Annotated in this window: 24 protein-coding genes; 13 read left to right on the forward strand and 11 right to left on the reverse strand. The window is 45.3% G+C overall.

The window, feature by feature from the left end; translation table 11 throughout:
- Positions 1–177 precede the first annotated feature (177 nt).
- Positions 178–1,872, forward strand: a complete 1,695-nt coding sequence (locus AC6R1O_RS01875) for an SgrR family transcriptional regulator (RefSeq protein WP_500656407.1) — start codon at positions 178–180, stop codon at positions 1,870–1,872.
- Between the two features lie 404 nt (positions 1,873–2,276).
- Here the strand turns inward: AC6R1O_RS01875 and AC6R1O_RS01880 are convergent, their stop codons facing one another.
- Positions 2,277–4,409, reverse strand: coding sequence for a TonB-dependent hemoglobin/transferrin/lactoferrin family receptor (locus AC6R1O_RS01880; protein WP_500656408.1), 2,133 nt, complete (start codon positions 4,407–4,409; stop codon positions 2,277–2,279).
- Positions 4,410–4,656: 247 nt separating this feature from the next.
- Between AC6R1O_RS01880 and AC6R1O_RS01885 the strand changes: the two genes are divergently transcribed.
- Positions 4,657–5,553 carry a LysR family transcriptional regulator gene (locus AC6R1O_RS01885; protein ID WP_500656409.1) on the forward strand — a complete coding sequence of 299 codons (897 nt, stop codon included), beginning with the start codon at positions 4,657–4,659 and terminating at the stop codon, positions 5,551–5,553.
- A gap of 31 nt (positions 5,554–5,584) precedes the next feature.
- Here AC6R1O_RS01885 and AC6R1O_RS01890 read toward each other — a convergent pair whose 3' ends face one another.
- Positions 5,585–8,266 (reverse strand): bifunctional acetate--CoA ligase family protein/GNAT family N-acetyltransferase, encoded by a 2,682-nt coding sequence (locus AC6R1O_RS01890; protein ID WP_500656410.1) that lies wholly within the window; start codon positions 8,264–8,266, stop codon positions 5,585–5,587.
- Between the two features lie 221 nt (positions 8,267–8,487).
- Between AC6R1O_RS01890 and AC6R1O_RS01895 the strand changes: the two genes are divergently transcribed.
- Positions 8,488–9,063, forward strand: a complete 576-nt coding sequence (locus AC6R1O_RS01895; protein ID WP_334551873.1) for an SPOR domain-containing protein — start codon at positions 8,488–8,490, stop codon at positions 9,061–9,063.
- 171 nt (positions 9,064–9,234) lie between these two features.
- Positions 9,235–10,230 (forward strand): D-alanine--D-alanine ligase, encoded by a 996-nt coding sequence (locus AC6R1O_RS01900; RefSeq protein WP_500637607.1) that lies wholly within the window; start codon positions 9,235–9,237, stop codon positions 10,228–10,230.
- Here the strand turns inward: AC6R1O_RS01900 and AC6R1O_RS01905 are convergent.
- Positions 10,220–11,140: a tyrosine-type recombinase/integrase gene (locus tag AC6R1O_RS01905; protein ID WP_500656411.1), complete on the reverse strand. Its 921-nt coding sequence runs from the start codon at positions 11,138–11,140 to the stop codon at positions 10,220–10,222. The two genes, AC6R1O_RS01900 and AC6R1O_RS01905, sit on opposite strands and share 11 nt — an antisense overlap.
- A 135-nt stretch (positions 11,141–11,275) precedes the next feature.
- Here AC6R1O_RS01905 and AC6R1O_RS01910 point away from each other — a divergent pair, with 135 nt between their 5' ends.
- Both AC6R1O_RS01910 and yciH read left to right on the forward strand, forming a co-directional pair.
- Positions 11,276–11,650 (forward strand): DUF3319 domain-containing protein, encoded by a 375-nt coding sequence (locus AC6R1O_RS01910; RefSeq protein WP_487901497.1) that lies wholly within the window; start codon positions 11,276–11,278, stop codon positions 11,648–11,650.
- A gap of 1 nt (position 11,651) precedes the next feature.
- A complete protein-coding gene (yciH, locus tag AC6R1O_RS01915; protein ID WP_500631286.1) occupies positions 11,652–11,963 on the forward strand; it encodes a stress response translation initiation inhibitor YciH in 312 nt (103 codons plus the stop codon).
- Positions 11,964–12,110: 147 nt separating this feature from the next.
- Here yciH and AC6R1O_RS01920 read toward each other — a convergent pair whose 3' ends face one another.
- Positions 12,111–12,479, reverse strand: a complete 369-nt coding sequence (locus AC6R1O_RS01920) for a DUF3693 domain-containing protein (RefSeq protein WP_500656412.1) — start codon at positions 12,477–12,479, stop codon at positions 12,111–12,113.
- A gap of 156 nt (positions 12,480–12,635) precedes the next feature.
- On the opposite strand from AC6R1O_RS01920, the gene AC6R1O_RS01925 reads away from it, so the two are divergent.
- From AC6R1O_RS01925 to AC6R1O_RS01955, 7 genes are all read left to right on the forward strand, one after another.
- On the forward strand, positions 12,636–12,842 hold the full coding sequence (locus AC6R1O_RS01925; RefSeq protein ID WP_500656413.1) for a hypothetical protein: 207 nt from the start codon (positions 12,636–12,638) through the stop codon (positions 12,840–12,842).
- A complete protein-coding gene (locus AC6R1O_RS01930; RefSeq protein ID WP_500656414.1) occupies positions 12,835–13,995 on the forward strand; it encodes a replication initiation factor domain-containing protein in 1,161 nt (386 codons plus the stop codon). The genes AC6R1O_RS01925 and AC6R1O_RS01930 overlap by 8 nt, the downstream gene beginning before the upstream one ends.
- A 1-nt stretch (position 13,996) precedes the next feature.
- Positions 13,997–14,347, forward strand: coding sequence for a DUF1293 family protein (locus AC6R1O_RS01935; protein WP_500656415.1), 351 nt, complete (start codon positions 13,997–13,999; stop codon positions 14,345–14,347).
- A 259-nt stretch (positions 14,348–14,606) separates the two neighbouring features.
- Positions 14,607–14,807 carry a hypothetical protein gene (locus AC6R1O_RS01940; RefSeq protein ID WP_500656416.1) on the forward strand — a complete coding sequence of 67 codons (201 nt, stop codon included), beginning with the start codon at positions 14,607–14,609 and terminating at the stop codon, positions 14,805–14,807.
- A 142-nt stretch (positions 14,808–14,949) separates the two neighbouring features.
- Positions 14,950–16,461 (forward strand): hypothetical protein, encoded by a 1,512-nt coding sequence (locus AC6R1O_RS01945; RefSeq protein ID WP_500656417.1) that lies wholly within the window; start codon positions 14,950–14,952, stop codon positions 16,459–16,461.
- Positions 16,462–16,464: 3 nt separating this feature from the next.
- Positions 16,465–16,779: a DUF2523 family protein gene (locus AC6R1O_RS01950; protein WP_500656418.1), complete on the forward strand. Its 315-nt coding sequence runs from the start codon at positions 16,465–16,467 to the stop codon at positions 16,777–16,779.
- The gene (locus tag AC6R1O_RS01955) at positions 16,776–17,888 is read left to right on the forward strand and encodes a zonular occludens toxin domain-containing protein (RefSeq protein WP_500656419.1); all 1,113 of its coding nucleotides are present in this window, start codon (positions 16,776–16,778) and stop codon (positions 17,886–17,888) included. The genes AC6R1O_RS01950 and AC6R1O_RS01955 overlap by 4 nt, the downstream gene beginning before the upstream one ends.
- Before the next feature lie 813 nt (positions 17,889–18,701).
- Here the strand turns inward: AC6R1O_RS01955 and AC6R1O_RS01960 are convergent.
- The 7 genes from AC6R1O_RS01960 to pntB all read right to left on the reverse strand — a co-directional run bounded on the left by AC6R1O_RS01960 (position 18,702) and on the right by pntB (position 25,410).
- Entirely contained in the window at positions 18,702–19,052 is a 351-nt protein-coding gene (locus AC6R1O_RS01960) for a DUF3693 domain-containing protein (protein ID WP_500656420.1), read from the reverse strand.
- Between the two features lie 430 nt (positions 19,053–19,482).
- Positions 19,483–19,635, reverse strand: a complete 153-nt coding sequence (locus AC6R1O_RS01965; protein WP_500627178.1) for a YoaH family protein — start codon at positions 19,633–19,635, stop codon at positions 19,483–19,485.
- A 72-nt stretch (positions 19,636–19,707) separates the two neighbouring features.
- Positions 19,708–20,856, reverse strand: coding sequence for a conjugal transfer protein TraF (locus AC6R1O_RS01970; protein ID WP_500656421.1), 1,149 nt, complete (start codon positions 20,854–20,856; stop codon positions 19,708–19,710).
- Positions 20,857–20,916: 60 nt separating this feature from the next.
- On the reverse strand, positions 20,917–21,792 hold the full coding sequence (locus AC6R1O_RS01975; RefSeq protein ID WP_334551880.1) for a DUF2861 family protein: 876 nt from the start codon (positions 21,790–21,792) through the stop codon (positions 20,917–20,919).
- Between the two features lies 1 nt (position 21,793).
- Complete coding sequence (vxrB, locus tag AC6R1O_RS01980) at positions 21,794–22,453, reverse strand: response regulator transcription factor VxrB (RefSeq protein WP_334551881.1); 660 nt, start codon at positions 22,451–22,453, stop codon at positions 21,794–21,796.
- Positions 22,428–23,879 (reverse strand): sensor histidine kinase VxrA, encoded by a 1,452-nt coding sequence (vxrA, locus tag AC6R1O_RS01985; protein WP_500656431.1) that lies wholly within the window; start codon positions 23,877–23,879, stop codon positions 22,428–22,430. The genes vxrB and vxrA overlap by 26 nt, the downstream gene beginning before the upstream one ends.
- 154 nt (positions 23,880–24,033) lie before the next feature.
- Positions 24,034–25,410, reverse strand: coding sequence for a Re/Si-specific NAD(P)(+) transhydrogenase subunit beta (pntB, locus tag AC6R1O_RS01990; RefSeq protein WP_500631283.1), 1,377 nt, complete (start codon positions 25,408–25,410; stop codon positions 24,034–24,036).

Here is a 25,410-nt window from a genome sequence, read left to right on the forward strand (position 1 = left end):
GTCTGAAGCTAGCTGGTCAATCTCGCTCGATAACGCCCATCAATTAACCCAAGTTGCCGAGCAATTAGGTATCGCAATATCATAGAACTCGGTATTGGGGTGAGATATCAAAACTTGCATGTGAGCTCATAAATGAGGAAACTAGTTTGGAATCCAAAACCAACGAATTTCCCCTTTATGAGTAGCCCAAGATTACGCGTCCAGTTCGAAACTTTATTTGAGCACTACCAAGGCAAAGATTGTGGTGTCCAACTAGAAGAGATCACAGAGATCTTATTCTGCACACGGCGAAATGCGCGAATCGTGCTGAATAAAATGGAAGAAGAGGGGTGGCTTGAGTGGCACCCAGCACCGGGGCGCGGCAAGCTCTCCCAGTTGGTGTTCAAACGTAGCCGCAGTGACGTCAGCGAAACTCTAGCTCGCCGATATTTAGATGAGGGAAAAATCAGCCAAGCGCTCAAAGCGCTCGATCAAGATACCGCTAAGTTAGCTCAAGTGATTGAAAGCTACTTAGGCGTGGTCCACCAGCAAGGTGAGCAGGTGATTCGCTTACCCTACTATCGCCCCTTATCCACTCTCAATCCCGCTAAAAGGGTTCGCCGTTCAGAGCTGCACATCATCACGCAGATATTCAGCGGTTTAACTAAAATTGGCGATCAAGAGCGTATCGAGCCGGATATTGCGCACAATTGGGAGTTGGTGACACCGCAGCATTGGCGCTTTTACATTCGTAGCGGGGTACGCTTTCACAACGGAGAGTTGCTTACTATTGAGCACATTTTGTCCGTTCTGCGCCGATTGAGCCAAAACACGCTCTTTTCTCATATCGAATGCGTTGAGTGTCGTTACGCTAACACTATTGATGTATACCTTTCTAGGCCTGATTACCATTTGCCTGTTCTGTTAGCAGAGTCGAGTGCGAAGATCACGTTGCCAGAGCGAGACCAACAAGACGATTATGACGCGTTTCCCATTGGTACAGGACCGTTCAAAGTGGTTCAAAATGATGCCAAACGTCTGGTACTTCAAGCGCACGATGGGTATTTTGGCTACCGACCTTTACTCGATCGTGTGGAAGTATGGGTGATTGAGCGTGCGCTCTCTTCAATGATTTTTCCGAGCCTTTCACAGCCAATTGCGACTGGCATTGAGCGTGTCACAGATAATGTCGAGCTAGACCCGGGTTGTACCTTTTTGCTCTTCAATCGTAAAACGGGACTAGCTAAAGAGTCACAATGGGCAAGCTATTTCCATGACCGCCTAGCCACGCTCAATTTATTTAAACAAATTCCTGATGAGAAATTAGTCGAGTTGGGCGCTCTGCCGGCACATGGACTCAAGCCAGGTTGGTATCACCACATAAAAACCGACGCTGTCGAAGCTCCCTCAACAGAGCGAGAGGTGACGGTTGCCTACCAATCGCAACACCCGATGTTTCCGACTTTGGTTAAGTGTATAGAGCGTGTTCTCAAACAAGACAAGGTATTAGTTCGCCTCATTCGTTATGAGCACGAGACACCTGATCTCGCCGATGTGGATATCTGGGTTAAAGCGATGGGCATCACTAACAATCGTGATGATGCATTGGCTGCTTGGTTACTCAGCTACAGCGATATTGAAGCGATGAGCCAGTCAGATGACTTTCAATATTGGCAGCAACTTGTGATTGATTGGCAAAGTGATCAAAACCGACCTTTTCCCGCTAAAGCGCTAGGGCAGTCTCTTGTGGAAAGAATGCAGTTAATTCCGATGTTCCACTGTTGGTTGGGAGTGAGTAAAGATCAATGCGGTTCATTGCAAAATGCGCAGTGTAACGCGTTGGGTTGGTTTGATTTTAGTTCAGTGTGGGTGAAACCAGAACTCGGACAGTGATAGTCTCAAGCACTCACTGCTCAATGTTAATTATTTGTAATAAAGGCATATGTTATCTCAAAGATAAGACGGATTTATGTGTCAAAAATAAATCATAGCGCAGCTTTTTTGAACTGAGTCGATAAAACTGGCAAAAAAGTGAACATTTGAACTTTGCACGACGACGTAAACTGTTAGAATTGCCGAAGTTTAAATTCGGTATTTTCAACAAATCAACGAGGTTCATAATGGAACTAGGTTTAATCGTCGCTTTCATCGTCGCTGCTGCGCTTATGGTTAAGAAAGAGATGGCTAGCTCAAACGCTTAATGGATTCCAACCCTTTTTTGTTCACTTTTATTGGAAACCAAAGAAAAGCTCCCTTTATTAAAAAGGGAGCTTTTTTGTTTTTGACGTCGTCAATATTTAGAATTCGTACTTAGCCGTGATTGCCCAGTTACGACCCGGTTGAGTAAAATCTTTGTCCTCTTCTACAAAGCCTTTGACATCATTCCACTCGTAATATTCTTCGTCCGTTACGTTGAAGAGTCCGGCGCGTAGCGTCAGATCTTTCATTGGTACGTAGTAAGCCGTTAGGTCGACAATGGTCGCGGCATCAATACCGATGTAATCTCCACGAGTTGAGCCTTCAGAGTTGATGTCTTTGGCTTTCTTCTCCGCGTTATAGGTGACAGTCAACGCGCTACCCCAAGTACCAGCAGGTGCGTCGTAATTGAGGCCAACCACAGTGTTCCATGGTGTCACGTCGTTAAGTGGTTTACCTTCTCCATCTTCACCCTCGGTGTAAGCCGCGGCAACACGCGTACTGATCCCGTTAAGTGGCAACTGCTCATCCCAATAGAATGTGTTTGAGAGCTCTACACCTTTGATGGTTGCTTGATCAATGTTGATGTATTGAATAACTGCAGGATCCGCTGGCGTAAATGAACCGCTGACCGTATCGCTAGAGATAAAGTTGTCGTAGTCACTGTAGAACACGGCCAACTCTGTAGCTGAGTTCTCTGTGTTATGGCGCCAGCCTAACTCATACGAGACACTCTTCTCTGCCTCAAGATCAGGGTTAGGCTTATTGATGTAGCCATAGTTAGGGTTGCCATAGGAGTAGTACAACTCTTGGAAATCAGGGGCTCTAAAACCTTGACTCACTTGAGCAAAGAGTTTGTGCTGCTTATTCAGTGCATACACCGCACCTAGACGTCCAGTGAGAGCAGAATCGGAGAACTTTTGGTAATCAGACGCTGGGTTTTCACTTGGGTTTTCCGAGCTGTCGCCAGGTTTTGTCTCAAAACTGTCAAAACGGACACCTGGAGTCAGCGTAAGTTGACCAATGGTGATCGTATCTTCGATAAATAAGCCGTAGTTTCGTTCAGAAGCAGAAGGAATGTAGAAAATCGTTTTGTCATCATCAATCGAGTTGTATTCGTTATTGATGTTTTTGATATCCTTATCGGCAAACGACAGTCCGTAGACGAGGAAGTGCTCCGTTGAACCTAGGTTAAATCCTTTATCAAACTGCGCGTCAAACTGGAAGCCTTCGTCGGAATAGAGGTAATCTTTACGCTGCACGTTACCGGCCGTTGGTAAGAACATTCCACCATTTGAGGTACGATTGGTCACACCATTTTCTTCTTTGCTCAACCAATCCAACTGCCAGGTCACCGTGTCTGCAATAGACGCGTCTGCATTCCAAATGTGTTTAATGCCGATCTGCTGCTTGTCGGTCGTATCGTCACCGTTGTAATCACTGTAGCTGTCGCTAATAAACTGCGTGTCTACCGTATCGTGCAAGATATTACCCGTAAACTCGAAACGGTGATCATCTGACGCTTGGTATTGAAGCTTAACCAATAAACTGTTAGCCGTGGTGTCTTGCTCATCAGGCTCGCCAAAGTTATCCACTTCATTCCCATCCCTGCGCGTGTAGGCGACGAGACTTTCTAAATTGCCTGTTTTGTTGGCAAGTGCAATCGACTCACTGAACGTATTGTCAGAAGATGAGAAATTGAACTTAGCATGGCCACCAAAACTTCGACCTTTCAGTAAATCACTCGGGTCGATGGTCTGAAAAGCGACGATCCCACCGATAGCGCCTGAGCCATAAAGGGAAGAGGCGGCCCCCTTAACCACTTCAACCGATTTTAGCAGGTCAGTGTCTACATCAATACGTGAAGAGTTGATAAAGTTGTACGACTGACCACCGCTTGGCGCGAACTGGTTGGTTTGGTTGACGCCATCCACCAAAACTTGAATTCTGTTACCTTCCATGCCGCGAATATTGATGCCTTGCACACCTTGACGAGAGTTTGTCTGTACACTCACACCCGGTGTGTACTTGAACAAATCCTCAAGACCTGTGGTCATATTACTTTCGATTTCGTCGTTATCGATCACCGCAACCGATGCAGCAACATCACTAAGCTGCTGATCAGTACGCGTTGCCGATACCACAACCTCGTCAAATAGGGCATACTCTTGTGCATACGCACTCGTTGTTAGGGCTAAAACAATCGAAGCCGACAATAGTGATTTCTTATACATTTATAATTACCTTAAATCCATTAGGTTTGGTTGAACGGCCTGAATTTTATTGGATCTAAATGATAATTACTATCGTTATCAATATCACTTTTGATTTGAACTTTTGGAATTAGAATGAATCCTATCAATATTTCATATATAAAACATAAACTTAAACTTGTAGAATAGTCAGCGTACTAGTAAAAACAAGACTTCATTAGTGAGACGCGGGTCACAATAATGATTCTCATTTATAGGAATGTAAGCGATGCAAAGCCCGATAACGTTAGAAGCCTTACACATATTGGACGCGATTGATCGAAGAGGAAGCTTTGCGGCCGCCGCGAATGAATTGGATAAAGCGCCATCATCTTTGAGCTATCAAATTCAGAAACTCGAACAAGACCTCGATATCACCATCTTTGATCGCTCTGGGCACAAAGCGAATTTCACTGAGGCAGGCAAACTGATTCTCGAACGAGGTAGGGCCATATTGGCGGCGACAGAGAAACTCGTCAATGACGCCAGTGTGATAGCCAATGGGTGGGAGCTCGATATTACACTCGCGTTCGATGGCATCATTCCTGTTCACAACTTTTTCCCCCTTGTCGATGCACTTGGCAATGTCAGTTCAACTCGAGTCAAACTGCAAGAAGAGATTTTAGCCGGCAGTTGGGAGGCATTGAGTACGGGTCGAGCTGACCTGTTAGTGTGTCCGAAACTGGATGCGCTTCCCCATGACGTTAAGGCTGAAATATTAGGGGAAATGAAAATGATTTGGGTCGCGGCCAGTGATCACTACGTACACAAACGTTCAGGCGCATTTAATGAATCTGCACGTGAGAAGTATCGTGTTATTGCGATTGCGGATACGGCAAGAGAGCAACCGGCAATCAGCATCAATGTGATGCAGCGCCAACCGCGTTTGACCGTCACGACCTTTGCTGCCAAAGTCGATGCTCTGCGCAGTGGTCTAGGCATAGGAACGCTGCCTGCCGAACTGGCGCAAAGCTTGATTGAAAAAGGGGAGCTCAAACAGATCACCGATACCGAACCTGTCACCATCGACATCGTCTTAGCTTGGAAGCGCAATAAAATGGGCGAAGCCAAGTCTTGGTGCATCCAATACCTGAAGAAAAACTGGAAGTCTCTGGCGAAAATCTAATATCAACTCACGGATTTCAACACTTGGCTCGTTAATTCAAGGGTAACACCATATCCGCGACCCCATCTTCAAACTGAATATCAAGGGTGAAGCCAAGTTTTTGCGCCAGCATTAGCATACCGCGGTTGGTGGGCATGGTCATACCGGACATTTGCTTGGTGCCCTTATGGTGGCAATAATCAATGATCTTTTGCATCAACACCTTACCTAAGCCGATCCCCTTAAGATCGGAGCGGATCAAAATCGCGAACTCGGCATCGGTGTTGTCATGGTTGATTAACGCGCGTGACACGCCAATGATTTGCGGCTGACCTTGCTCTTGACGCACTGCCACAAACGCCATCTCTCGGTCATAGTCAATTTGGGTTAGATTCGCCAGCGCTTCATGATTAAATTCCCCCACATCCGTAAAGAAGCGTTTGTAGAGATCCTCCTTGCTGACGTTGTGAATAAAATCCGCATGAAGCGGCTCATCTTCAGGCAAGATTGGACGAAGGAGTAGGGAGTCACCGTTTTTCAATGTAATCGACTCTTCATACTCTACTGGATACGGTCGAATGGCCAAACGCTGCTGGGCGTCGCCTTGATAGCGTCGTAATGTAAGATCCGCATCGAGGATGGTAAATTGTGAGCCATTTGCCAAGACTGGATGTATATCCAGTTCATGAATTTGAGGGCAATCCACCACTAATTGAGACAGACGGACTAAAAACTCAGAGAGCCCTTGTATGTTCATCGGTTCTGGGAGTTTTTGTAGACGAATCTTGCCATTTTTAATCGCAATGACGATAAGATAACGCGCCAACGCCATATTCAACGGCGGTAAAGCGGCGGCCGCGTCGATCGCTTCGTCCCATTCGGAGCCACCCTGACCGATAAGAATTACTGGTCCGAAGGTATTGTCATGTTTGATCTTAATACGAATCTCTTCACCGCCGGCCAATTTCGCCATGCCCTGCACAATCAAACCATGAACATTGGCGGAAGGGTAAGAAAGCTGCGTTCGGTCCAGTATCGCTTGCGCCGCATTTGCCACCTCTTGGCTATTTCTTAGATTAAGCATTACTCCTTGTACATCGGATTTATGCGCAATGTCAGGCGAGCGAAGCTTTACCGCAACAGGATAACCAATGCTTTCGGCGATATGCACTGCTTCACTCGCATCGGACGCAAGCCATGTCGGCAGCACATTGAACCCATAGTGCTTGAGTAATGTCCCTATTTGATGAGTATCGAGGTGGCGGACATCATGTTGCTCTAAGCGCTCATTGATCCATACTTTTGCTTCATTTCTATCATTGATCTCGATAGGTTCTGCGGTGGTTGGGGTTTCCATCAGCTGTTTTTGATTTCGTCTGTACTCAACCAAATGCATGAAGGCCACCACAGCGCTCTCCGGAGTACGATAGGTAGGAATGCCCGCTTGGGTAAACAGCAATCGCGCGGGTTTGGCGGTTAACTCGCCAGACCAATTGGTCAAAATGTTGAAACGTCGATGACGAGGATGAGCTCTGACCGCTTCGACAATCGCTCGTGCGGTCTGCTCCGACTCCGCCACGGCTGAGGGACTGTGCATAATCAAAATGGCGTCCGCACAATCTGTATCCATCAAAGCGTTAAGCGTATTCACATAGCGCAAACGGTCTGCGTCGCCAACCATGTCAATGGGGTTACTTTGGCTCCAGCTGGGCGGCAACGCGGAGCTTAAACGCAACATCATTTCTTCAGACAACTGCGCAAGTTTGCCGCCGCGTTCGAGCAGCGTATCCACCGCCATAATCGCTGGGCCACCGCCATTGGTAATGATGGCCAATCGTTCGCCGCGCAAAGGCACGGAGTGAGTCAGCGTCTCAACGGCTGCAAACAGTTCATGTGAATTATTGACGCGCAGCATACCTGTACGTCGAATCGCCGAATCATAGATAATATCAAGCGTGTCATCGCCACCTGTGTGTGCTTTCGCAGCGGCGCGTCCGGCTTTTGTTCGCCCGCCTTTGAGCACCAGTATGCGGCGGTTACGTGATGCCGCACGCGCGGCAGAAAGAAACCGTCTGGCATCTTTGATGGTATCGACATAGAGCAAGATCGCATCAGTGTTAGTGTCGGTGCTAAGATGATCGAGAAGATCGGCAAAATCGACATCGCTGGCATTACCAATCGAAATAAATGCGGAAAATCCGATGTCTTTGTCGTTGGCCCAGTCCAAAATGGTGGTACACATGGCTGCAGACTGGGAAATGAACGCAATTTTGCCTTTCTGCGCCATCACAGGGGAAAACGAAGCATTAAAATGATGCCAAGGGAGGATGAGTCCCAAGCTATTAGGACCAAGCAAGCGCATGCCAGCGGCCCGCGCTATCTCTAAACAGCGTGATTGATGAGTGATGCCGTCTTGGTCAGGGAGGTGCATGTCCGCCGAAAGAATGATCGCGGCCTTGACTTGTTTGTCGGCGAGCTGACGTATCAGCTCAACATTGTACTTTGCGCTAGTACATAAAATCGCGACGTCCGGAACAATCGGCAGCGAGTCAATCGTCGGGTAGGCGAGCACACCACAAACAGAGGAATAACGAGGTGTGACAGGCATGATTGCGCCCTCAAACCCACCTTGTAATAAGTTTTTCATCACGATGTTGCCCGCTCTCATCGGTCGCGAAGAGGCGCCGATGACGGCGACTGACGAAGGCTTGAGTAACGCAGCGATACTGGACATAACGTGACACTCCTTGAATCTAACTCTCTTTATGGTATCCGAGGTTAGGCCCATTCGCTGCTTGAGTTTGACGTAGTTTTAATCAGATCACTGTGTTGCTCACTGACTTTGTGTCATGTGTCACAAGAGTCTTGGTATATAATTTCATTGTTGGGTTGATTATACGATTATCTAACGGCATGATTTACAGTAATTTCTAGTTTAAGGCATTCGAATATCCCATGAAAAAAATCGCAATAGTAGGCCTGTCCGTCGTTCTCTCCGCTTGTGTATCCAGTGATTACGTCACCGATGTCAGCTCAGAGAGCTACCGTGAAGATTACCAAACGGCATCTGTCGCCAAACCTGTCGTCTCTGAGCAGGGCATGGCAAAAGATGTGACCGAAAGTAACGTCAAGCCTAATGTTGTGAAAATGTCACCAGAATCTAGCAAGCAAGTGGTGAAAAAGCAGCCACAAAGCAAGCCTGCTGTTGCAATCATACCGCCGACAGCTAAACAGAAAGCGATGAATCCACGTTTTGGTTTTACGATTCAAGTCGCGGCCGTAGGGTCACAAACGAAAGTGGACCAGTTTGCTCGACAACTACCTCAAGGTGATCAACCGATTTGGGAAAACTACAAAGTCGTGAACGGTACAAAATGGTACACCGTGCTTTATGGGGATTATGCGACGCGTGCGGATGCCAAAAAGGCAGTGAGTGAATTGCCAGCCGAACTGCAAGCACTCAAGCCATTTGTTAAGAGCATCGATGATATTAAGAACTCTCAGTACCCGACGCTCAACAAACTAAACTGATAGAATGAAAGGGGCCAAGCGCCCCTTTTTTCATGACTCTTCTTATTATTCGCTTAGAAATTCAACAACTAACCAACTAACTCGATATGAATAGGCGAAAAACGTGTAAACGCTCCCGAGTTTTCATTAAGATCGGATAAGCCTCTTTGTTGCATTACGGAAAGACCATCAATGACGACCAACATCTTATTACTCTGTGGCGGCGGCTCATCTGAGCACGAAGTCTCACTCGTTTCAGCCAATTACCTGCAAGAACAACTTACCTTGACGGATGGGTTTAACGTCGTACGCGTTGAAATGCGCTCTGATGGCTGGCATACCGAAGATGATGAGTTAGTCTATCTCGATACCAATGCAGGCACCTTAAATACCGCAACCGATGCCATCACGCTCGATTTTGTCGTCCCGTGCATACACGGTTACCCTGGGGAGACGGGTGATATTCAATCTATGCTCGAGCTATCAGGGATTCCTTATCTAGGCTGTGGACCTGAGGCGAGCACCAACAGCTTCAATAAGATCACCTCTAAGCTTTGGTACGACGCATTAGGCATCCCCAACACACCTTACTTGTTTCTCACAGAAAACACAGAAGAAACTTATCAGCAGAGTAAGCAAGCCTTTGAAAACTGGGGTAGTGTGTTTGTCAAAGCGGCGAGACAGGGCTCTTCCGTTGGTTGTTACAAGGTCACTAATATCGATCAGTTGCGTACGGCGATTGCAGACGCGTTCACATTTTCCGATCAGGTTTTGGTCGAAAAAGCCGTGAAGCCACGAGAACTCGAAGTGGCGGCCTACGAAATGGATGGCCAACTGCACATTACCTTACCCGGTGAAGTAAAGGCGCCTGCGGATGCCTTTTACAGCTACGAAGAAAAATACAGCGCAACGAGCCATTCCACAACGGATATCGTCGCGTCTAATCTCACTGAGCAGCAACAACAGATGATTCGACTCAACGCTGAAAAGGTCTTTACCCATATGAAGCTGCGTCACCTCTCTCGGATCGATTTCTTTTTGACACAAGAGGGTGAGCTTTACCTCAATGAAGTCAACACCTTCCCTGGGATGACCCCAATCTCAATGTTCCCTAAGATGGTGGTCAACGACGGTGTGCCATTTCATCAGTTTCTCGCCAACTGCGTGACAACGTCAATCAATCAATAGGGCGGATCACTTTATATTTGAGCCTTTCTTGCGCTGCTCGCACTGTATTACCAACATAGTAATAGGGCATAGCAGCGCTCTTCCAACGACCGTAAGTCTGAATCTCACGCGTGTTTATACCTTGTTTAGCTAACTCAATCGCTCCACCTACACGTAAAGACTGACCAGAAAAATCCAGTGCCAAGCCAAGCTTGTCACTCGCTGAGCGCATGATTCGGTATATTGAGGAGTCATCCAAAGGTGCGGTACCAAACCGACCATGTTTGTCTATTGCGACAAAAAGAGGACCGGGAGCCACACCACGTAAAATCAACCAACGATTAAGCTTGTCTGTCGCACCTTTACTCAATCGATAACACTCATTACCCAAGCTCAAAATCCCCTGCGATGACTCAATCGTCACATTGCCAACGTTAAGCGATTTGAGCTCTGAACGTTTTAACAAACACTCAAACATCACTTGGTAAATCGCTAGATTTCGAACATCGATTGGCGTATTCGAACGCTCAAGCTTATCAGTCAGTGCATCGAGCGAGGATTTAGTAAAGGCATGGCTTGATGTCGCATCCCCACGCTTTTCGTTGCTAAGTTCAGACATCAAGCGCCTAACAGAGTGGGTGTTGACAGGATCGTCGTAGCCCAATATACGGTGCATCAAACTTATGGTGACACTGTAACGACGAATGGAGGCGTACTTTCTGTTTCTCGATTCCGACTGCAGAAACAACCGTACCGCTGTCGAGGCGGCTGGCAGCGCGACAACATGGTGACTAAGACAAAAGTTGTAGAAACGATTCCAATCATTACTCATCGCCAAGACGGAATTGTGCGAGTATTGCCCATCGGTAACAAGGTTAAGGTCTTGAATTGTCGTCTGTTTGTTGAGTGCACGAGTCAATGTTTGTCTCATGCTGTTATCGGTCACTATTCGAACATTTTTTCTCATGGATTCACTATAAAAACGCACAAACTCATATCGAGATACTTGATAAACAAGGAATTACAATTATCATTAATTTAACTCATAACTAAGACTATAAATACTATGCCAGTAGCGACTTATCGAGGTTTTAACCTTAAAACTGCCGGGAACTCTACAGAGATTTGGCAAGTGCAAATCAAAAACCACCAACTGCAAGGCAGTATGGCGGCGGTGAAGAAGAGCATTGATTGGTTTTGTGACACTGCGACCATTATCGATCCCCGCGAATTCAGTTCCATCAACTCGAAACGTGAAGGTTCAGGCCAGCCCGCACAAGAAAATTTTAATGGTTTCACCCTAAAGAATGATACAGGCGAACCCAACGCTTGGTATTGTTTTTTCAATGGCAGGTTACTTAAGGGCGGAAAACTTGCCATTCAGAAGCACATAGAGGCATACTTGGTCGCGAAACAAAAAGCAGAGCAACAGAAGAAGTAATATGTCTTTAGTGTATTCAACAGAAGTTGGCCGAATTAAGCCAGAAGAAGAGAAAGTACAACGCCCAAAAGGCGACGGTGTTGTGCGTATTCAACGTCAAACCAAAGGCCGCAAAGGCAAAGGCGTGAGTATTGTCACTGGCCTTGATTTGGATGACGCGCCATTGAAACTCCTCGCAGCAGAACTTAAGAAAGTGTGTGGCTGCGGCGGTTCAGTTAAAGATGGCAACATTGAGATCCAAGGCGACGCGCGAGATAAAATCAAAGCCCATCTAGAAAAGAAAGGCTTTACGGTAAAGCTCGCTGGCGGTTAATGCTAAGTAATCAGCGGTTTGGTAATCGCAGATTAACAAACTGATTATTAGGTATTTTATGGTAAATTCAGTTATGTTTAATCAATGCTGTATTTAACCGTAAAGATCGAATAGGGAGCGTGGCTCCCTATATTTGAACAACCTCATTTAACATAAGATAGATAATACGCACTTATTTAGATACGAAAACAGCCCTTCCTTGGCCATCATAAAAGCCGTGTAAGCCATTGATAAACTTTGAAAACCTAGCCCGTTATACTTTTTTGCGATGTTCGCCCACATCGCTTTTATTTTTGGGTTTTCGTTGCGGTCTGCGTGACAGCCCAATAGCGCTACTTCTGGGTCAATTCCTGCGCCTTTCGCGAGAAAAATAGCTTCTTCATCAGACACATAGCGTGTTCCATTTCTCATTTTGCTAATCATGCTTGGTTGAAGATTCAAATCATGGGCTATTTGCTTATCTTGTATGTAGTTTTTTGCCGTTTTGTAGGCATCCAACAATTTATTTACGTACATAATATGTCTCCCTTTGTCCTCATAGTAGCCTCTAAATTTCTATTTTTCGCATCTTGTAAATTCTCTAAATCGAAATTACAGTTTCTAATAATCGAAATCTAGCCCGTTCGGCTTTACTTGTCTTTTGTCGTTCGGGCACCTCATTTGGTTTTTGTTATGACTCAACCTCAAATCGTTTTCTATGACTTGATGCCCGATTACACGGTTTCCGTGTTGGTCAAAGGCTCTCTCGACTGGGACTTGTTCAAGTCTATGCGTTTGCTTCAGTCATGGTGCGATTCTGAATTTCCATCATATGAACTCGTTTCAATCACCAATACCACTTATCAAGAGCGTTTAGATATGGGGGTGTTCGATGAATAATGCTAAACACATCATGAAACAATTTCAGTCCCCATCTGAACAAGTTAATATCGATTATGTTTGTTTCACGTTCCCAATTCGCAACCTTAAATATTGCTATCAAGCGATGGGTGATCCTTTGCCGTCAGGAACTTCAAAGGAATTGCGTACTTCTAAACAAAAACCATTGCTTAAACGTCATGCACGCGCCCCTAAGTTCCCTACTCCTCCAACGTTTAACCCAACTGTTGCAATCTCAAATGAGGAAATGAACGCGTATAACGATGCTTTTCGCGTTGTTTACATGAACTATTTGGAAGATTGTCTTCGCATCTTTACTAATCGCGTTTTGGGTCTTTCGCTATCAGCGCCTCGCGGCTTAGGATTTCAGTTTTACTCTGACTCTCTCAAGCTGACCTCTCCCAACGGTGACGATTTCTGCGGTTTCGTTGGTATCGGGGGAAATAATGACACTGTCCATTTTCAGATAAACGGTACTGGTTGTAAGCACATGTTCAGTAAGCTTAGACCTTGGGCCTTGCATGATTGGCTTAGTAACGTTTTAGGCGTTACAACGCTTGCTCGCGTTGACCTCGCCTTTGATGATTATGACGGTATTTTTGATTGCGAGTATGCCTACAAAGCATGGCTTGACGATGCCTTTCGTACCAACATTCGCGGACGTGGTCCAAAGCTTAAACCCTGTCATGAAATTGATCGTATGGTAGATGGCAAGCCTGTTTATTCAGTCGAACAATATTCAATAGGCTCTCGTGAGTCTCGTATTTATTGGCGCATTTATAATAAGGCGTTGGAACAAAAATTATCTGATACTGGTCTCGTTTGGTATCGCTCTGAGGTTGAACTTAAAAAGTGGAACATTGATGTTTTGCTTAACCCATCCGGTGCGTTCGCTGCCCTTTGTGCGTTCTCTGCCTCTATTGCTGTTTCTGAGCCATTCAACACTAAACCCAAGCCGACTAAAAAGGCCGCGCTTGATTTGCTTGCTTCTGCTTATTGGCTCCGCCGCCAGTACGGAAAAATTTTAACCTCACTCATTGAATTTCACGATGGTGACATAGAAACCGTAATTGGGTCTCTTGTCCGTGACAATTCAAAATTCACTTTCCCTGATACGTACGGGAAATTAGTCACTCATATATTGGAGAATTAATATGTCTAAGGCCGTTTTCGTTTTGGGTATGGATATCACATGGAATAGCGCTCGCGGCGATTCTGCTCAACTCAATGTTTCTCGACCACTTCGTAAAATCGAATCTGAGAAATTTAAACGCCGAACTATCGGTGAATCAGGTGATGTCAATCCTCAATGGGATCAACCTCTAGCTGTCGATTACGAGTATGCCCTAAAGCTTGAGCGCACTGGTGCACTTGTTCCACGCCGTGAATACGAACTTCGTTTGGAGATTAACCCAAATGATCCTCTTGCAGGTGCAGTCGTAACCGAACTGATTCCAGTTGAGGAAGAAATCAAGAAACACTTTCAAGCCTCAATGAAAGGTTAAACCAATATGACTAGCTGCGTTAACACTGACCAAGACGGTTTTTTGTATCTCTCTAGTGAACCTATTGAGACGTGTTCGCAGCTCGTCGTACTAAGTGCCGATGAGTATAACTATCTAACTGAGCACACCACGGTAACTGGTGCGGATGTTGTCGAGTTTTATTCTTTCGGTTTCGCTCTGGTTTTTTTCGGTTGGATTATTTCTTTCCCGATAAAGGCCGCTTTAAAAGCTGTAAATCTCATATAAAAGGAAATTTGTTATGAAAACTAAACTCGTTGCGCTAGGCGCGTTGGTTGCTTCTGCATCATCTCATGCAGCTGTTGATTTAACTACACTTTGGGCCGAAGTGGATTTTTCAGGTGTATCAACAAACGTTGTTGCTATCGGTGTCACTGCCGTTGGTATCGCTGTTGCTTTGAAAGCGATCAGCCTTGCTAAACGTGCAGTCGGCAAAGCTTAATCTTGCTGTTAGCTCTCTATGATTTGCAGTTGCTCATATTCACACTTTTAGGTGGTTTTTCGGCTCTGATATGCGCTTTTAACATGCGAATCTAAAAATCAATTGGGGGCTTAATAAGCTCCCTTTTTTAATAGGTTCCTTAATGAAAAAACGTATACTTTTATCCTTATTTTTTTTCTCTTTTTCGTCTTTTGCTCAGATTCAAATAACGAGCGGATTATATAAAGACAAAATATTTTCATCTCAATCTAGTGCGCAATCATTTTTTTCTGGTTGTGTTCAAGTTCGCACTGGATATTACGATAATTATTACAAGGATTCTTCTCCAACCTTTTCAAGTGGCACAATAACTCTACAAGGGGGTTTAACTTATGCTGATAGTGCTTGTTCTCAAGCTTGGAGTTCTGGCAAATCTTTCACTATTACATTCCAAAATTACGAATGTCCACCTGGCACAACTTTAGTTGACGGTGTTTGTAAAAACCAATGTGAAAACCTTGCCGGTAATTCTACAACTACGTCATGGGATTACTTTAATCTAGGCGATAATCCCCGCCTTTGCTCTAATTCATGCGAATTAACTACATCTCTGACACTTTGTTTTCTTAATTCAGGCTCATGTTCTGGTACAGCGACAATTTCTGGTAATACCTGTGAACAATCAGAGGCAGGTGGCAATATTCCTGACCAAGTTCCTCAAGGCTGTGAACAAATTTCTGGTATTTATCTTTGTCCTGAAGACTCCTCCGGTGACGGTCAACCAGACTCAGGGCAACCTTTAGACCCATCCGCCAAGTGCGGCTATAACGATAAGGATAAGTTCGTTTGTTATGGCGGTTCCTATGCCGATGAACCTTACGAGATGAAAGACCCTACCAAACCATTACAAGGTGTCGAATCCGGCCCGGTCAACAAATCTGACGTATCTCAAGAAATCGTTAACCAACCCGACGCTCCTACCCTTGAATCCGATGAACGCGAACAAATCAAAAAGTTAAATGAGCAAATCAATGTTTTGCTTACTGGTCTCAATGAAGACAACAATACAAACTTCAAAAAAGTCATAGACGAATTAAAAGACAACAACGAGTTTAATCAATCTCAACTTGATCAAATTGTCGCTGGGACTAATAAGCAAATAGAAATATGGAACGAGTTAAAGACGCTAGAAATTCAGGGAACTCAAGACACAATTAACGCTATTAACCAACTTGATGATTATGACCAATATTATCATGACCAAATGATGCAGAAACAAAACCAACTTTTATCAGCTTTAAAAGATTTGTCCACTGGTAACGGTTCTGAATCTATTAATGAAATTCGAGACGCCATCACTAACACCGATGCCACATTAGACGTTACAGGCTCCGCTTATGTCTCTCAACACACTACTGAGTCACTGTCTAATGAAATGGTCACGCGCATTGGCTTAACTCGTGATGCGATTTATGACGGTATGCTTAGTGCATTTGCGGACATTGATTTATCCAACGCCTCTAAACCTAGTTTCGCTCTTGATATGTCTGGTTTTGGATTTGGCTCTTATGACTTGGAGAGTTATATCAATCTCGATTATGTATTTAGTTTTATTCGCATTTGCATACTTTTTACTGCGGCTTTGACTTGCCGAAAACTCATTTTTGGAGGTTAACTTATGGAATGGTTAGTAGATTTGTTTCAGCAACTTGTTGATGCGCTCAACGCTCTTCTTATGAGCATCTTGGAACTTGTCAAAGATATTGTTTATTGGCTTTTTGACCTAATTATGACGGTTATCGACACTATATTACTTTCAGCCATAGCGCTATTTGAGCCAATCGACATCAGTCAATATATGCGCGGCTTTCCTCCCGAGGCGGCTTGGGTACTTAGTCAAGTTGGACTTCCCCAAGCCGTAGCAATGATCGTTTCAGCAATTGGTATTCGAATAGTTCTACAGTTGATTCCGTTTACGAGGTTAGGCTCATGATTAACGCATTAACAGGGCGACCAGGTGGCGGCAAAAGTTACGAAGCTGTAGCTTTTCACATCATCCCCGCTTTGAAAGATGGTCGCAAAGTCATAACTAATGTAGCTCTCAATATTCCTCATTTTGTAAAGGTCTTTGGTAAAGAAACTGTTGATGAGTTATTGGTGGTAATTGATGGTGAACTAGACAATTTCGGTTCTAATAATCGCCCGTTTTCCAGTGTTGAACACTATCGAGATTCTTGGAGGAATGACAAAGGCCAAGCGCCTCTATATGTTATCGATGAGGCTCACATGGTACTGGGCCGTCAAGTCAATACTGCTGTTCTGGAATGGTATTCAATGCACCGCCATTACGGCGCAGACATACTTTTGATGACTCAGAACTTGCGCAAGGTTCACCGAGACATTAAAGACATGGTCGAGATTCATTACTATTGCGTTAAAAACGCCGCAATGGGTTCAAAAAACACATACACACGAAAGGTGAAAAACGGTGCAAATGGTACAGACCTCAATCAGAACGTTCGGACTTACGAGAAAAAATATTTTCCGTTTTATCAGAGTCATACTAGCTCTAATAAGGCAGTCGAGGAGGCAGTAGCAAAGGACGTAAAACCCATATGGAAACATTGGACTGTCTGGCTCGCTGCCATACTCCTATTCGCTGGGCCTGCAATGCTTATATCAAACGGCGGTTTATTTCCTGATGTGGACTCCACGCCGCCGCAACCACAACAAACGCAAGTTGATGAGAATACAACCTTACCAACTGACAAAAGGGAACGTCGCCGTAAACCAAATGATCCTTTATCCGCTTATAAGATGTACGCCAGTGGTGAAGTTCTTCAGGCTGTGTTTGATGATGATAATAGGCCAATAAGAAACAAGACCTTTAAGCTCATTTATATCGATGTGTTCGAAAATGACTTTAAGCTGTTCACGACAACCAATAGAGATTTGCAGGAAATGGGTTATGTGTTTCGTTCATTAACTGATTGTGTCTATCAGCTTACTTACGAGGACACAACGCGCCTAGTCGTTTGCGGCGACTATGAGGAACAAGCAAAGCAAAATGATCTCTTTGCTGCAACTCCATTTTCAAACTAAAGTGGGTTTAACAAAAAATGACCGAAGAACAGATTATAGAATTGGTAGATGGCCTTAGTATGATGTCGGCTCTTGACTCTTTTCTTGGAGCTTTCGGCGCGTTCGCCGTTTGGCGTCTTATTGATTGGTTTTCGACCCGATAGGGAAAAGTGAGTGCGGAGCGCGAACGAGGCACCAAGCCGCCCGCCTCACTCCAATTGACCACATCAGCCAATCGGCGCGGTTAGTCTTCGCTGCTGCTTGCTACACCAACCTCCCCCTCTCCTTGCTAGAATCTGCCTCGCAGAGAATTACCACAACAAAGGCGGTTTAAGCCACTGCAACCCATAGAACTAACAACGTCTATACTTCTCGGATTTCGCGAGCATTCTTGGGAGGGTCTCGCTACGCGGGAGGGGCCCAAGAAGCGGAGCAAAACCCCCGTTCTGTATTACGGGGGTAAATTCCACCATTCTTCAATACTTCCGCGATTCTGGCCTATTTTTAATCTCTCTTAATGATGAGATCACCCGTGCATATTTCACTAACTTTGATAGTGTTTTTAAGTCGTCAGGCGATGCTATCTCAAGTAGTGCTATTCCCGTTAAAATTTGCTGTGGGCTGACATATTGGCCTGTTGGTAGCTTTAGCCTATCGCCTGACATTTTGAAGCCGTCCCACTGCTCACTGCTGTGCAATCTCAACCTTTTGTTGAGTCTCATTAGCCGTTTGCATTCCGGTGGTATTTCTTGCCCCATGTCCCAACTTTTGACGGTTCTCACACTTTTGAAACATAACTCTGCTGTATCTTTTATGCTTAATCCACACTTAAATTCACGGAAGATATAATTCTTCGTCATTTTGTGGCATTTCATTATGCAAACCTCTAAAAGTAGAAGTTTGCGCAAATCGTTGATATGAAACAATATTAAACATAAAATCAGATAATACGCACTCATTAACACGTTGAAATAGGCCATCTGAGCTAAGGCTAAACACCGCATAAGCACCTGATACGCTTGTAATTCCTAGCCCGTTATACTTTTTTGCGATCTGGCTCCACAGTGTCTGCGCTTCGTGCGACTTGGCTTTATCAGCCGCCAAGTAAACCAACACCATTTCTTTGTCCGCACAAACGTTCTGTGTTGCCGATACTGTGCGCGACTTAAAAACGGTTCTAACCAAAACACCTCTAGTCGAACATTGTAGTCCTTACAAAATCATCCACGTTTAACTCTCGTTATCTTAATTACATTAATTAGATTCAGTTTACGTGACCGCGTAACTACAGTCTTGTATACAAACCATCCGTCCAATTTATAGGTGACTGTAAATGACAAGGCGACATCGTTGGTCAAAGTCCGCATCAGTGACGGCATCACCCAGAAGCATAATTAACTGGCAATAGTGAGCGCTTACACCGACCGACTTTCAGTTGTGTAATTAAATTACACCACAAAGTGGAAAGAAGTTATTGACAGAATAATAAACCAACATAAACCATTGTAATTTATGAACTTAATCTTAATGTTATTGCTTTCGATATAACTTTCAGTTTCTGTAACCACTTTGTTTTAGGCAAAAGAAAGAGAGCCATTGGCTCTCTCTAGGTGGGTTATTGTTTGTTTTCTGCTGCGGCTTTGCGTATGTCATCGGCAACGACTTTTATTGCCTGCGCGGTACTCATCCCGCCTGCCATTAGCTCTTGAATCCGCTCTACGGCTTTTTGCTGCTCTTCGTGTGTCAGCGGTGGTAAATCATCAAACATAAAAAAGGCTCCTTTTTATAGGAGCCCGACTATAGTACGAATTATTCGAGGTGGCTAGCGCTACCCTCGCCTTTAGTAACTGCCTAAGAAATTAATAAAGGCGCCCATAGAATCTTCATTGGTGTAGCTTGCACCAATATCGAGTTGGAACAGGTTCAATGGCGATATACCTATACCTGCTGTCAGCGTGTCATCTTGATTGTCATACGCAAGATTGCGTTTCCATCCAGCTCGCAGTTTTAACTGACGCATGATATCAATTTCGCCACCAATTCTGAGCATTTGTGTATTGTCTTCAAAGTTAGTGTAACGTTTGTCTTCATTGAGGTCGTAGTCAACACTGATTGTCGCGTAGTCAGCAACTAAACCAAAACCGACGGTGTATTGCGGTCCTAGTTGATATTGATACGTACGCCCAGACGTGGTCGCTTTAGTTTCGATGTCACGACTGATCAAGTTGGTCGCGGAGATACCCGCGCGTAACGGACCATGGAACCACAGGAAGCCTGCATCCATATTGAACATGGTTTCGCCAGTGCCGTTTTCACGTACGTCTGTTATATCGTAGTCAGCTAGAGATGCTTCATACACGTATGTGTAAATACGCTGCAGTTTTGGTGAGACACCAAACGCGATGTGTTGTCCGAGAAATGTCTGATATTTAGCTAGAGAGATACCCGCTTCCGCAACTCCGATAGAAACAGCACTGACAGAGCTATTTTGCGCATTTTCTAAAATACGTTGCTCCTCCGTGCCTGCTGTACTATCCGTTGCAATATCAGGAGTTGCGTACGACTCGGTGTATAACTTGCCGAATACATTGGCAGCGATAAAACTATTCGGAATTGCAAATGCTACTACGCCACCCATTTCCAACTTAGCTTGATCGCCTTGCAGATCATCAAGCGCTTGTCCTAACTCGTTAATTCTACTAGGGTCATTGGTCTCTAATAGGTCCGCCACTGTATCAAGATCATTCACCATATCATCTTGATCACTATACGAGAGACCAAAAGAAGGCACGATCATACCGACATCATCATTGCGACGGTAAATAGCGGTAAGCGCGGGATTGTAGAACGGTGCAGTGAGAAAATTGGCGGATACCACCCCTACGCCACCCATGGCATCACCACGTGCTTCAATGGCGTAGTTGGCGGCAGAGGCTGACGTGGCAGCCAGAGCAATAGACAGGCTCAACAGTTTAATTTTATTATCCATAGCGATATAAATCTTTTCAGTTCCATTCATTTATATCGTCTTATTGTCTATGAACTTTAACTATTCCTCTACAGAAACATCATAGGTTTTGCTGATAATTTGGGATTGTTCAACAATTATTGGCCCCTGCCAACGTTGTTGATTGATGGAAACGGCCAACACGTAACGACCTGCTGGCACGACATTCGGTTTCAGCGCAGTCGGAAAATCGGAAACATGTACCTCTGTCCAAATTTGGTTGTATTTGCCATCCACATAGTCATAAATCCCCGTTTCTAGCTTAGGCAATGGGCAGTGCGGGTTGAGCAATGCGGTGCGATCGATACTCCACTCATCCTTTGATTTCCAACGAACATCAATCGCAGCATTGGGTTCGCCAAGCAGCACCCAAGCACTCCAAGAGGATTGGTCGGCAGCAGTGACGTCCAATCGATAGAGCCCCATAGGTAAACGACTGTTCAAGTTGTATCGCTTAATGTATTTACTCAGCCCACTTTCGTTACCCGGTAACTTAGTCAAAGTGTTGTCAGTGGATATATTACGAGATACCCACTGGGTTAATGCGATATCTCGAATGGGCTTTTCTGAATCCACTTCGACGATGGCTCGAAACGCATCGCGCCCAGGGCTTTCAATGTTAGTACGGCGGATGACAACCGAGGATATCCACGTGGGCGTGGGATTGGTATCTAGGCCTTTTCCACAGTCCACTTCAAGCGATTGAAGGAGTAACGAATTGAGGTGGCTTGATAAATTTGAGGTTGATTCGAGTTGCCAAACTTCCACCAATGAAGAAAACATACCCGACAAGTTATTGTTGAGTAGATGCTTATGAGCTTGAGTCAACGGTGTGTTGTCCTCAAACCAAGGCGCGGTATCGCTGAGTGCAGGTGCACTCGCAATGAGTGCACCCCATAAGAGAGCCCGTATCTTCATATTAGGCTTTCATTTTGTATCCAACACCACGCAAGGTCTCGATTTCTAGACCTGGGAGTTTTTGACGTAACTGCAATACATGTGTGTCAACCGTACGTGTGGTAGGAAAATGATTGTATCCCCAAACATGATCAAGCAATTCGTCACGAGTAAACACGCGGCCTAAGTTACTGGCTAAGAACAACAAGAGATCAAACTCTGTACGTGTTAAGGTGATGGATTCCTCTTTGTAGAAAACTTCACGGGTCGCTTTATCGATCACCAAGTCGCTGGTCGTCACTTTCGAATCATCTTGAGCTTCGGCGTCCGGAGAGCGCAACTGCGCACGAATTCGAGCAAATAGTTCCGCTTCAGCGAAAGGTTTGGTTAAATAGTCATTCGCACCGGCATCTAAACCTGTGACTTTGTCTTTTACCGTTACCAGAGCCGTCAATAAGATCACTGGAACGTCTTTGATTTTTTTCCAATCGGTTAAGTGCGCTACAGAATCACCATCAGGCAATTGGCGATCAAGCACCACCAAGTCTGCTTTATCCCAGTACTGTGCCACGTCCGCAATGGTTTCAGAGTGAAAACATTCGTAACCTGCTTGTTCAAGGCTAACTAGTAGGCCGTCAGCTAAATTTTTGTCGTCTTCAACGAGAAGCAGTGTCTGTTTCACAGGGTATCTCCAATATAAATGTTGTCGGTGGGCCGATGAGGTTCATAGTTCCGCCCATACGTCCGACCATCGATTCAACTATGGTTAATCCTAAGCCCAGGCCGCTTTTACTCACAAAGGGTTTGCGCAAATTGCGCCAGTCTTTATGGGTTAACTGGCCTTGGTCTTTGACCTTTAGCGTAATCATGTCCACTGAGGTTTCAACCTCAAGTTGAACAGGAGCAACGCCATATTTAATGGCATTGCGGATTAAGTTGTCGATGCAAGTCCCTAGCCAGTAGACATTAAGCTTTGCCGCGACATCTTGGTTAATTAAGAACTCAACTTTGTCGCCAAATTCTTCTTCTAATTTGAACTCAAGCCATTCGCTGACAGATGGTACCCAATCTGCGGCCAATGGTTTGTTATCTGATTGCAAATAATCTTTACTGGCTTCGGCCAGTTGGCGCAATCGTCTAGAATCTTCACATAATCGACGAAATTCGTCGTACACTGACTCTGGCAGCTTTTCAAACTCACGACGAAAGCCTTCAACCGTCAAGGATAAACTGGCGATTGGCGTACGCAGTTCGTGCGTTAAGATCTGCAAAATCAGCATACGGCTTTTCATTTCTTGGCGCTTGGTGTTCCAGCGATACGTCAACCAACCCAGTACCAGCAAAATGTTCGCGACAACCAAAACCGCCATGCTGATTCGTAAGATCTCTGATTGATCTTCAATATCCCAACACAAATTGCCCCGCTGTGCGAAACAGCGTACCGCCGTGGATTTCGGCTCTACTTTTAGACCACTCTGATCGACATAGGTTTTCCAAACATTGTCTGGATACACTAAATATTCATCATTATTGCGAAGCCAGAGTGCATTTCGATCCAAAAACATGCTCGATCCTGCCAACAGTGCCAACATGGCAGACTCATCCATTCGCTGCAATCGTCCTAATAAGGTCGTTTCTGGATCGAGCGGACGCTCCTTGATGTGCATGTATTGCGATAGCTCATCCAGTTTTTCCGGATGCAGTGCCACATAACGACTGGCGTAGGTTCCGCCGCCAGGATGGATAAGCGCACTGCGCGCAAACCACTTGGTGCTCACGGTATTCCCTTTACATACAGAACGGGTAAACACCAACGGCTCCGTCACTAAAGGGCTCAGAGGGAGCTTACCTGTACAGTCTCTTGCGAGATCATACAAGCGCTGAATATCTTTGAGAGGATAATGCGCCGTTTGCGGCAGCATAGATTCAGGCGTAAGCAAACGTGTGGGGTAATCGGCCTGTAGTACGCGAATATCGTAACTCACTACCGCCTCAGAGCGGTCAAACATATCAATAAATGTGTCGATACGCTCAGGCAAAGAGTTCGCGAACGCGCTCTTTGTGGCCAGAGTTATCAAAGCAGTTATCAGTATGTTTACGGGTTTAATCACTGTAAAAATTCATTAAATCAGTAAGTTAGAAATAGAATAAACCATTATGACAAAAATAGACATTTCAAATGTAATATTGATGTCAGGAATCATTACCACTAAAACGCATAAAGCCAGCATTACGCTGGCTTTATCGTACTGTGAGGGGAGATTACAACGCTTTGGAGATGGCGTCGACACTCTCTTTTGCATCACCAAACAGCATCTGAGTGTTCTCCTTAAAGAACAATGGGTTCTGAACGCCAGCGTAACCGGTGTTCATCGAGCGTTTGAAGACAATCACGTTTTGCGCATTCCACACTTCTAACACGGGCATGCCAGCGATCGGGCTGTTTGGATCTTCCAGCGCGGCTGGGTTCACCGTGTCGTTAGCACCAATGACGAGCACGGTATCGGTCTCTGAGAAATCGTCATTGATTTCATCCATTTCCAATACGATGTCGTAAGGAACTTTCGCTTCCGCGAGCAATACGTTCATATGACCAGGTAGTCGGCCCGCAACAGGGTGAATACCAAATCGCACCTCCACACCTTGTGCACGAAGTTTTTCGGTAATTTCATGCACTGGATACTGCGCTTGAGCAACGGCCATGCCGTATCCTGGTGTGATGATCACAGACTTAGAGTTCTTGAGCATCTCGGCCACTTCTTCTGCTGTGGTCTCGCGGTGTTCACCTTGCTCAACATCTTCAGAGATCACCACTTCTTGACCAAAACCACCGGCGATCACACTAATGAACGAGCGGTTCATCGCTTTACACATGATGTAGGATAGAATCGCACCGGAAGAACCCACAAGCGCACCGGTGACAATCAATAGATCGTTGGCGAGCATGAAACCGGCCGCTGCCGCTGCCCAACCTGAGTAAGAGTTGAGCATAGAAACCACCACAGGCATGTCCGCCCCACCGATAGACGCAACCAAGTGGTAACCAAACGCAAACGCAATCAACGTCATCACAAGCAGTGCGAACATACTACCTTCAGCGTTGACGAAATGCACCATCAAAAGCGTTGATACCACGATCGCCGCAAGGTTCATTTTGTGCTTATGCGGCAGATTTAATGGTGAAGATGACACGATACCGCGCAGCTTACCAAATGCGACCACGGAACCTGTAAAGGTAACCGCACCAATGAAGACACCTAGGAACACCTCAACCAAGTGAATAACGTGCTCGGCATGCGTTGCTGCCTCTGGTGCGTCGAGGTAGCTGTTGTAACCAACCAATACTGCCGCCATACCAACAAAACTGTGCAAAATTGCTACTAGTTCTGGCATTTCGGTCATTTCGACTTTCTTCGCATAGTGGATGCCGATACCCCCACCGATCACCATGGCAACGATGATCCACGCAAAGCCTTGCGATTCAGGACCAAAGATCGTGGCGATCAACGCGATCGACATACCAGCGATACCATAGTAGTTACCTGCGCGAGCAGACTCCTGCTTTGACAACCCGGCCAAACTTAAAATAAAGAATAATGCAGCAACAATGTAAGCTGCTTGTACTAATCCTGCAGACAT

This window comes from Vibrio sp. R11-SG3-ISO3-SZ, from assembly GCF_059834345.1.

Bases quoted from the DNA above. Each gene is read 5' to 3' on its own strand.
- AC6R1O_RS01875 (WP_500656407.1), top strand. From the start codon at position 178: ATGAGTAGCCCAAGATTACGCGTCCAGTTCGAAACTTTATTTGAGCAC.
- AC6R1O_RS01880 (WP_500656408.1), bottom strand. From the start codon at position 4,409: ATGTATAAGAAATCACTATTGTCGGCTTCGATTGTTTTAGCCCTAACA.
- AC6R1O_RS01885 (WP_500656409.1), top strand. From the start codon at position 4,657: ATGCAAAGCCCGATAACGTTAGAAGCCTTACACATATTGGACGCGATT.
- AC6R1O_RS01890 (WP_500656410.1), bottom strand. From the start codon at position 8,266: ATGTCCAGTATCGCTGCGTTACTCAAGCCTTCGTCAGTCGCCGTCATC.
- AC6R1O_RS01895 (WP_334551873.1), top strand. From the start codon at position 8,488: ATGAAAAAAATCGCAATAGTAGGCCTGTCCGTCGTTCTCTCCGCTTGT.
- AC6R1O_RS01900 (WP_500637607.1), top strand. From the start codon at position 9,235: ATGACGACCAACATCTTATTACTCTGTGGCGGCGGCTCATCTGAGCAC.
- AC6R1O_RS01905 (WP_500656411.1), bottom strand. From the start codon at position 11,140: ATGAGACAAACATTGACTCGTGCACTCAACAAACAGACGACAATTCAA.
- AC6R1O_RS01910 (WP_487901497.1), top strand. From the start codon at position 11,276: ATGCCAGTAGCGACTTATCGAGGTTTTAACCTTAAAACTGCCGGGAAC.
- yciH (WP_500631286.1), top strand. From the start codon at position 11,652: ATGTCTTTAGTGTATTCAACAGAAGTTGGCCGAATTAAGCCAGAAGAA.
- AC6R1O_RS01920 (WP_500656412.1), bottom strand. From the start codon at position 12,479: ATGTACGTAAATAAATTGTTGGATGCCTACAAAACGGCAAAAAACTAC.
- AC6R1O_RS01925 (WP_500656413.1), top strand. From the start codon at position 12,636: ATGACTCAACCTCAAATCGTTTTCTATGACTTGATGCCCGATTACACG.
- AC6R1O_RS01930 (WP_500656414.1), top strand. From the start codon at position 12,835: ATGAATAATGCTAAACACATCATGAAACAATTTCAGTCCCCATCTGAA.
- AC6R1O_RS01935 (WP_500656415.1), top strand. From the start codon at position 13,997: ATGTCTAAGGCCGTTTTCGTTTTGGGTATGGATATCACATGGAATAGC.
- AC6R1O_RS01940 (WP_500656416.1), top strand. From the start codon at position 14,607: ATGAAAACTAAACTCGTTGCGCTAGGCGCGTTGGTTGCTTCTGCATCA.
- AC6R1O_RS01945 (WP_500656417.1), top strand. From the start codon at position 14,950: ATGAAAAAACGTATACTTTTATCCTTATTTTTTTTCTCTTTTTCGTCT.
- AC6R1O_RS01950 (WP_500656418.1), top strand. From the start codon at position 16,465: ATGGAATGGTTAGTAGATTTGTTTCAGCAACTTGTTGATGCGCTCAAC.
- AC6R1O_RS01955 (WP_500656419.1), top strand. From the start codon at position 16,776: ATGATTAACGCATTAACAGGGCGACCAGGTGGCGGCAAAAGTTACGAA.
- AC6R1O_RS01965 (WP_500627178.1), bottom strand. From the start codon at position 19,635: ATGTTTGATGATTTACCACCGCTGACACACGAAGAGCAGCAAAAAGCC.
- AC6R1O_RS01970 (WP_500656421.1), bottom strand. From the start codon at position 20,856: ATGGATAATAAAATTAAACTGTTGAGCCTGTCTATTGCTCTGGCTGCC.
- AC6R1O_RS01975 (WP_334551880.1), bottom strand. From the start codon at position 21,792: ATGAAGATACGGGCTCTCTTATGGGGTGCACTCATTGCGAGTGCACCT.
- pntB (WP_500631283.1), bottom strand. From the start codon at position 25,410: ATGTCTGCAGGATTAGTACAAGCAGCTTACATTGTTGCTGCATTATTC.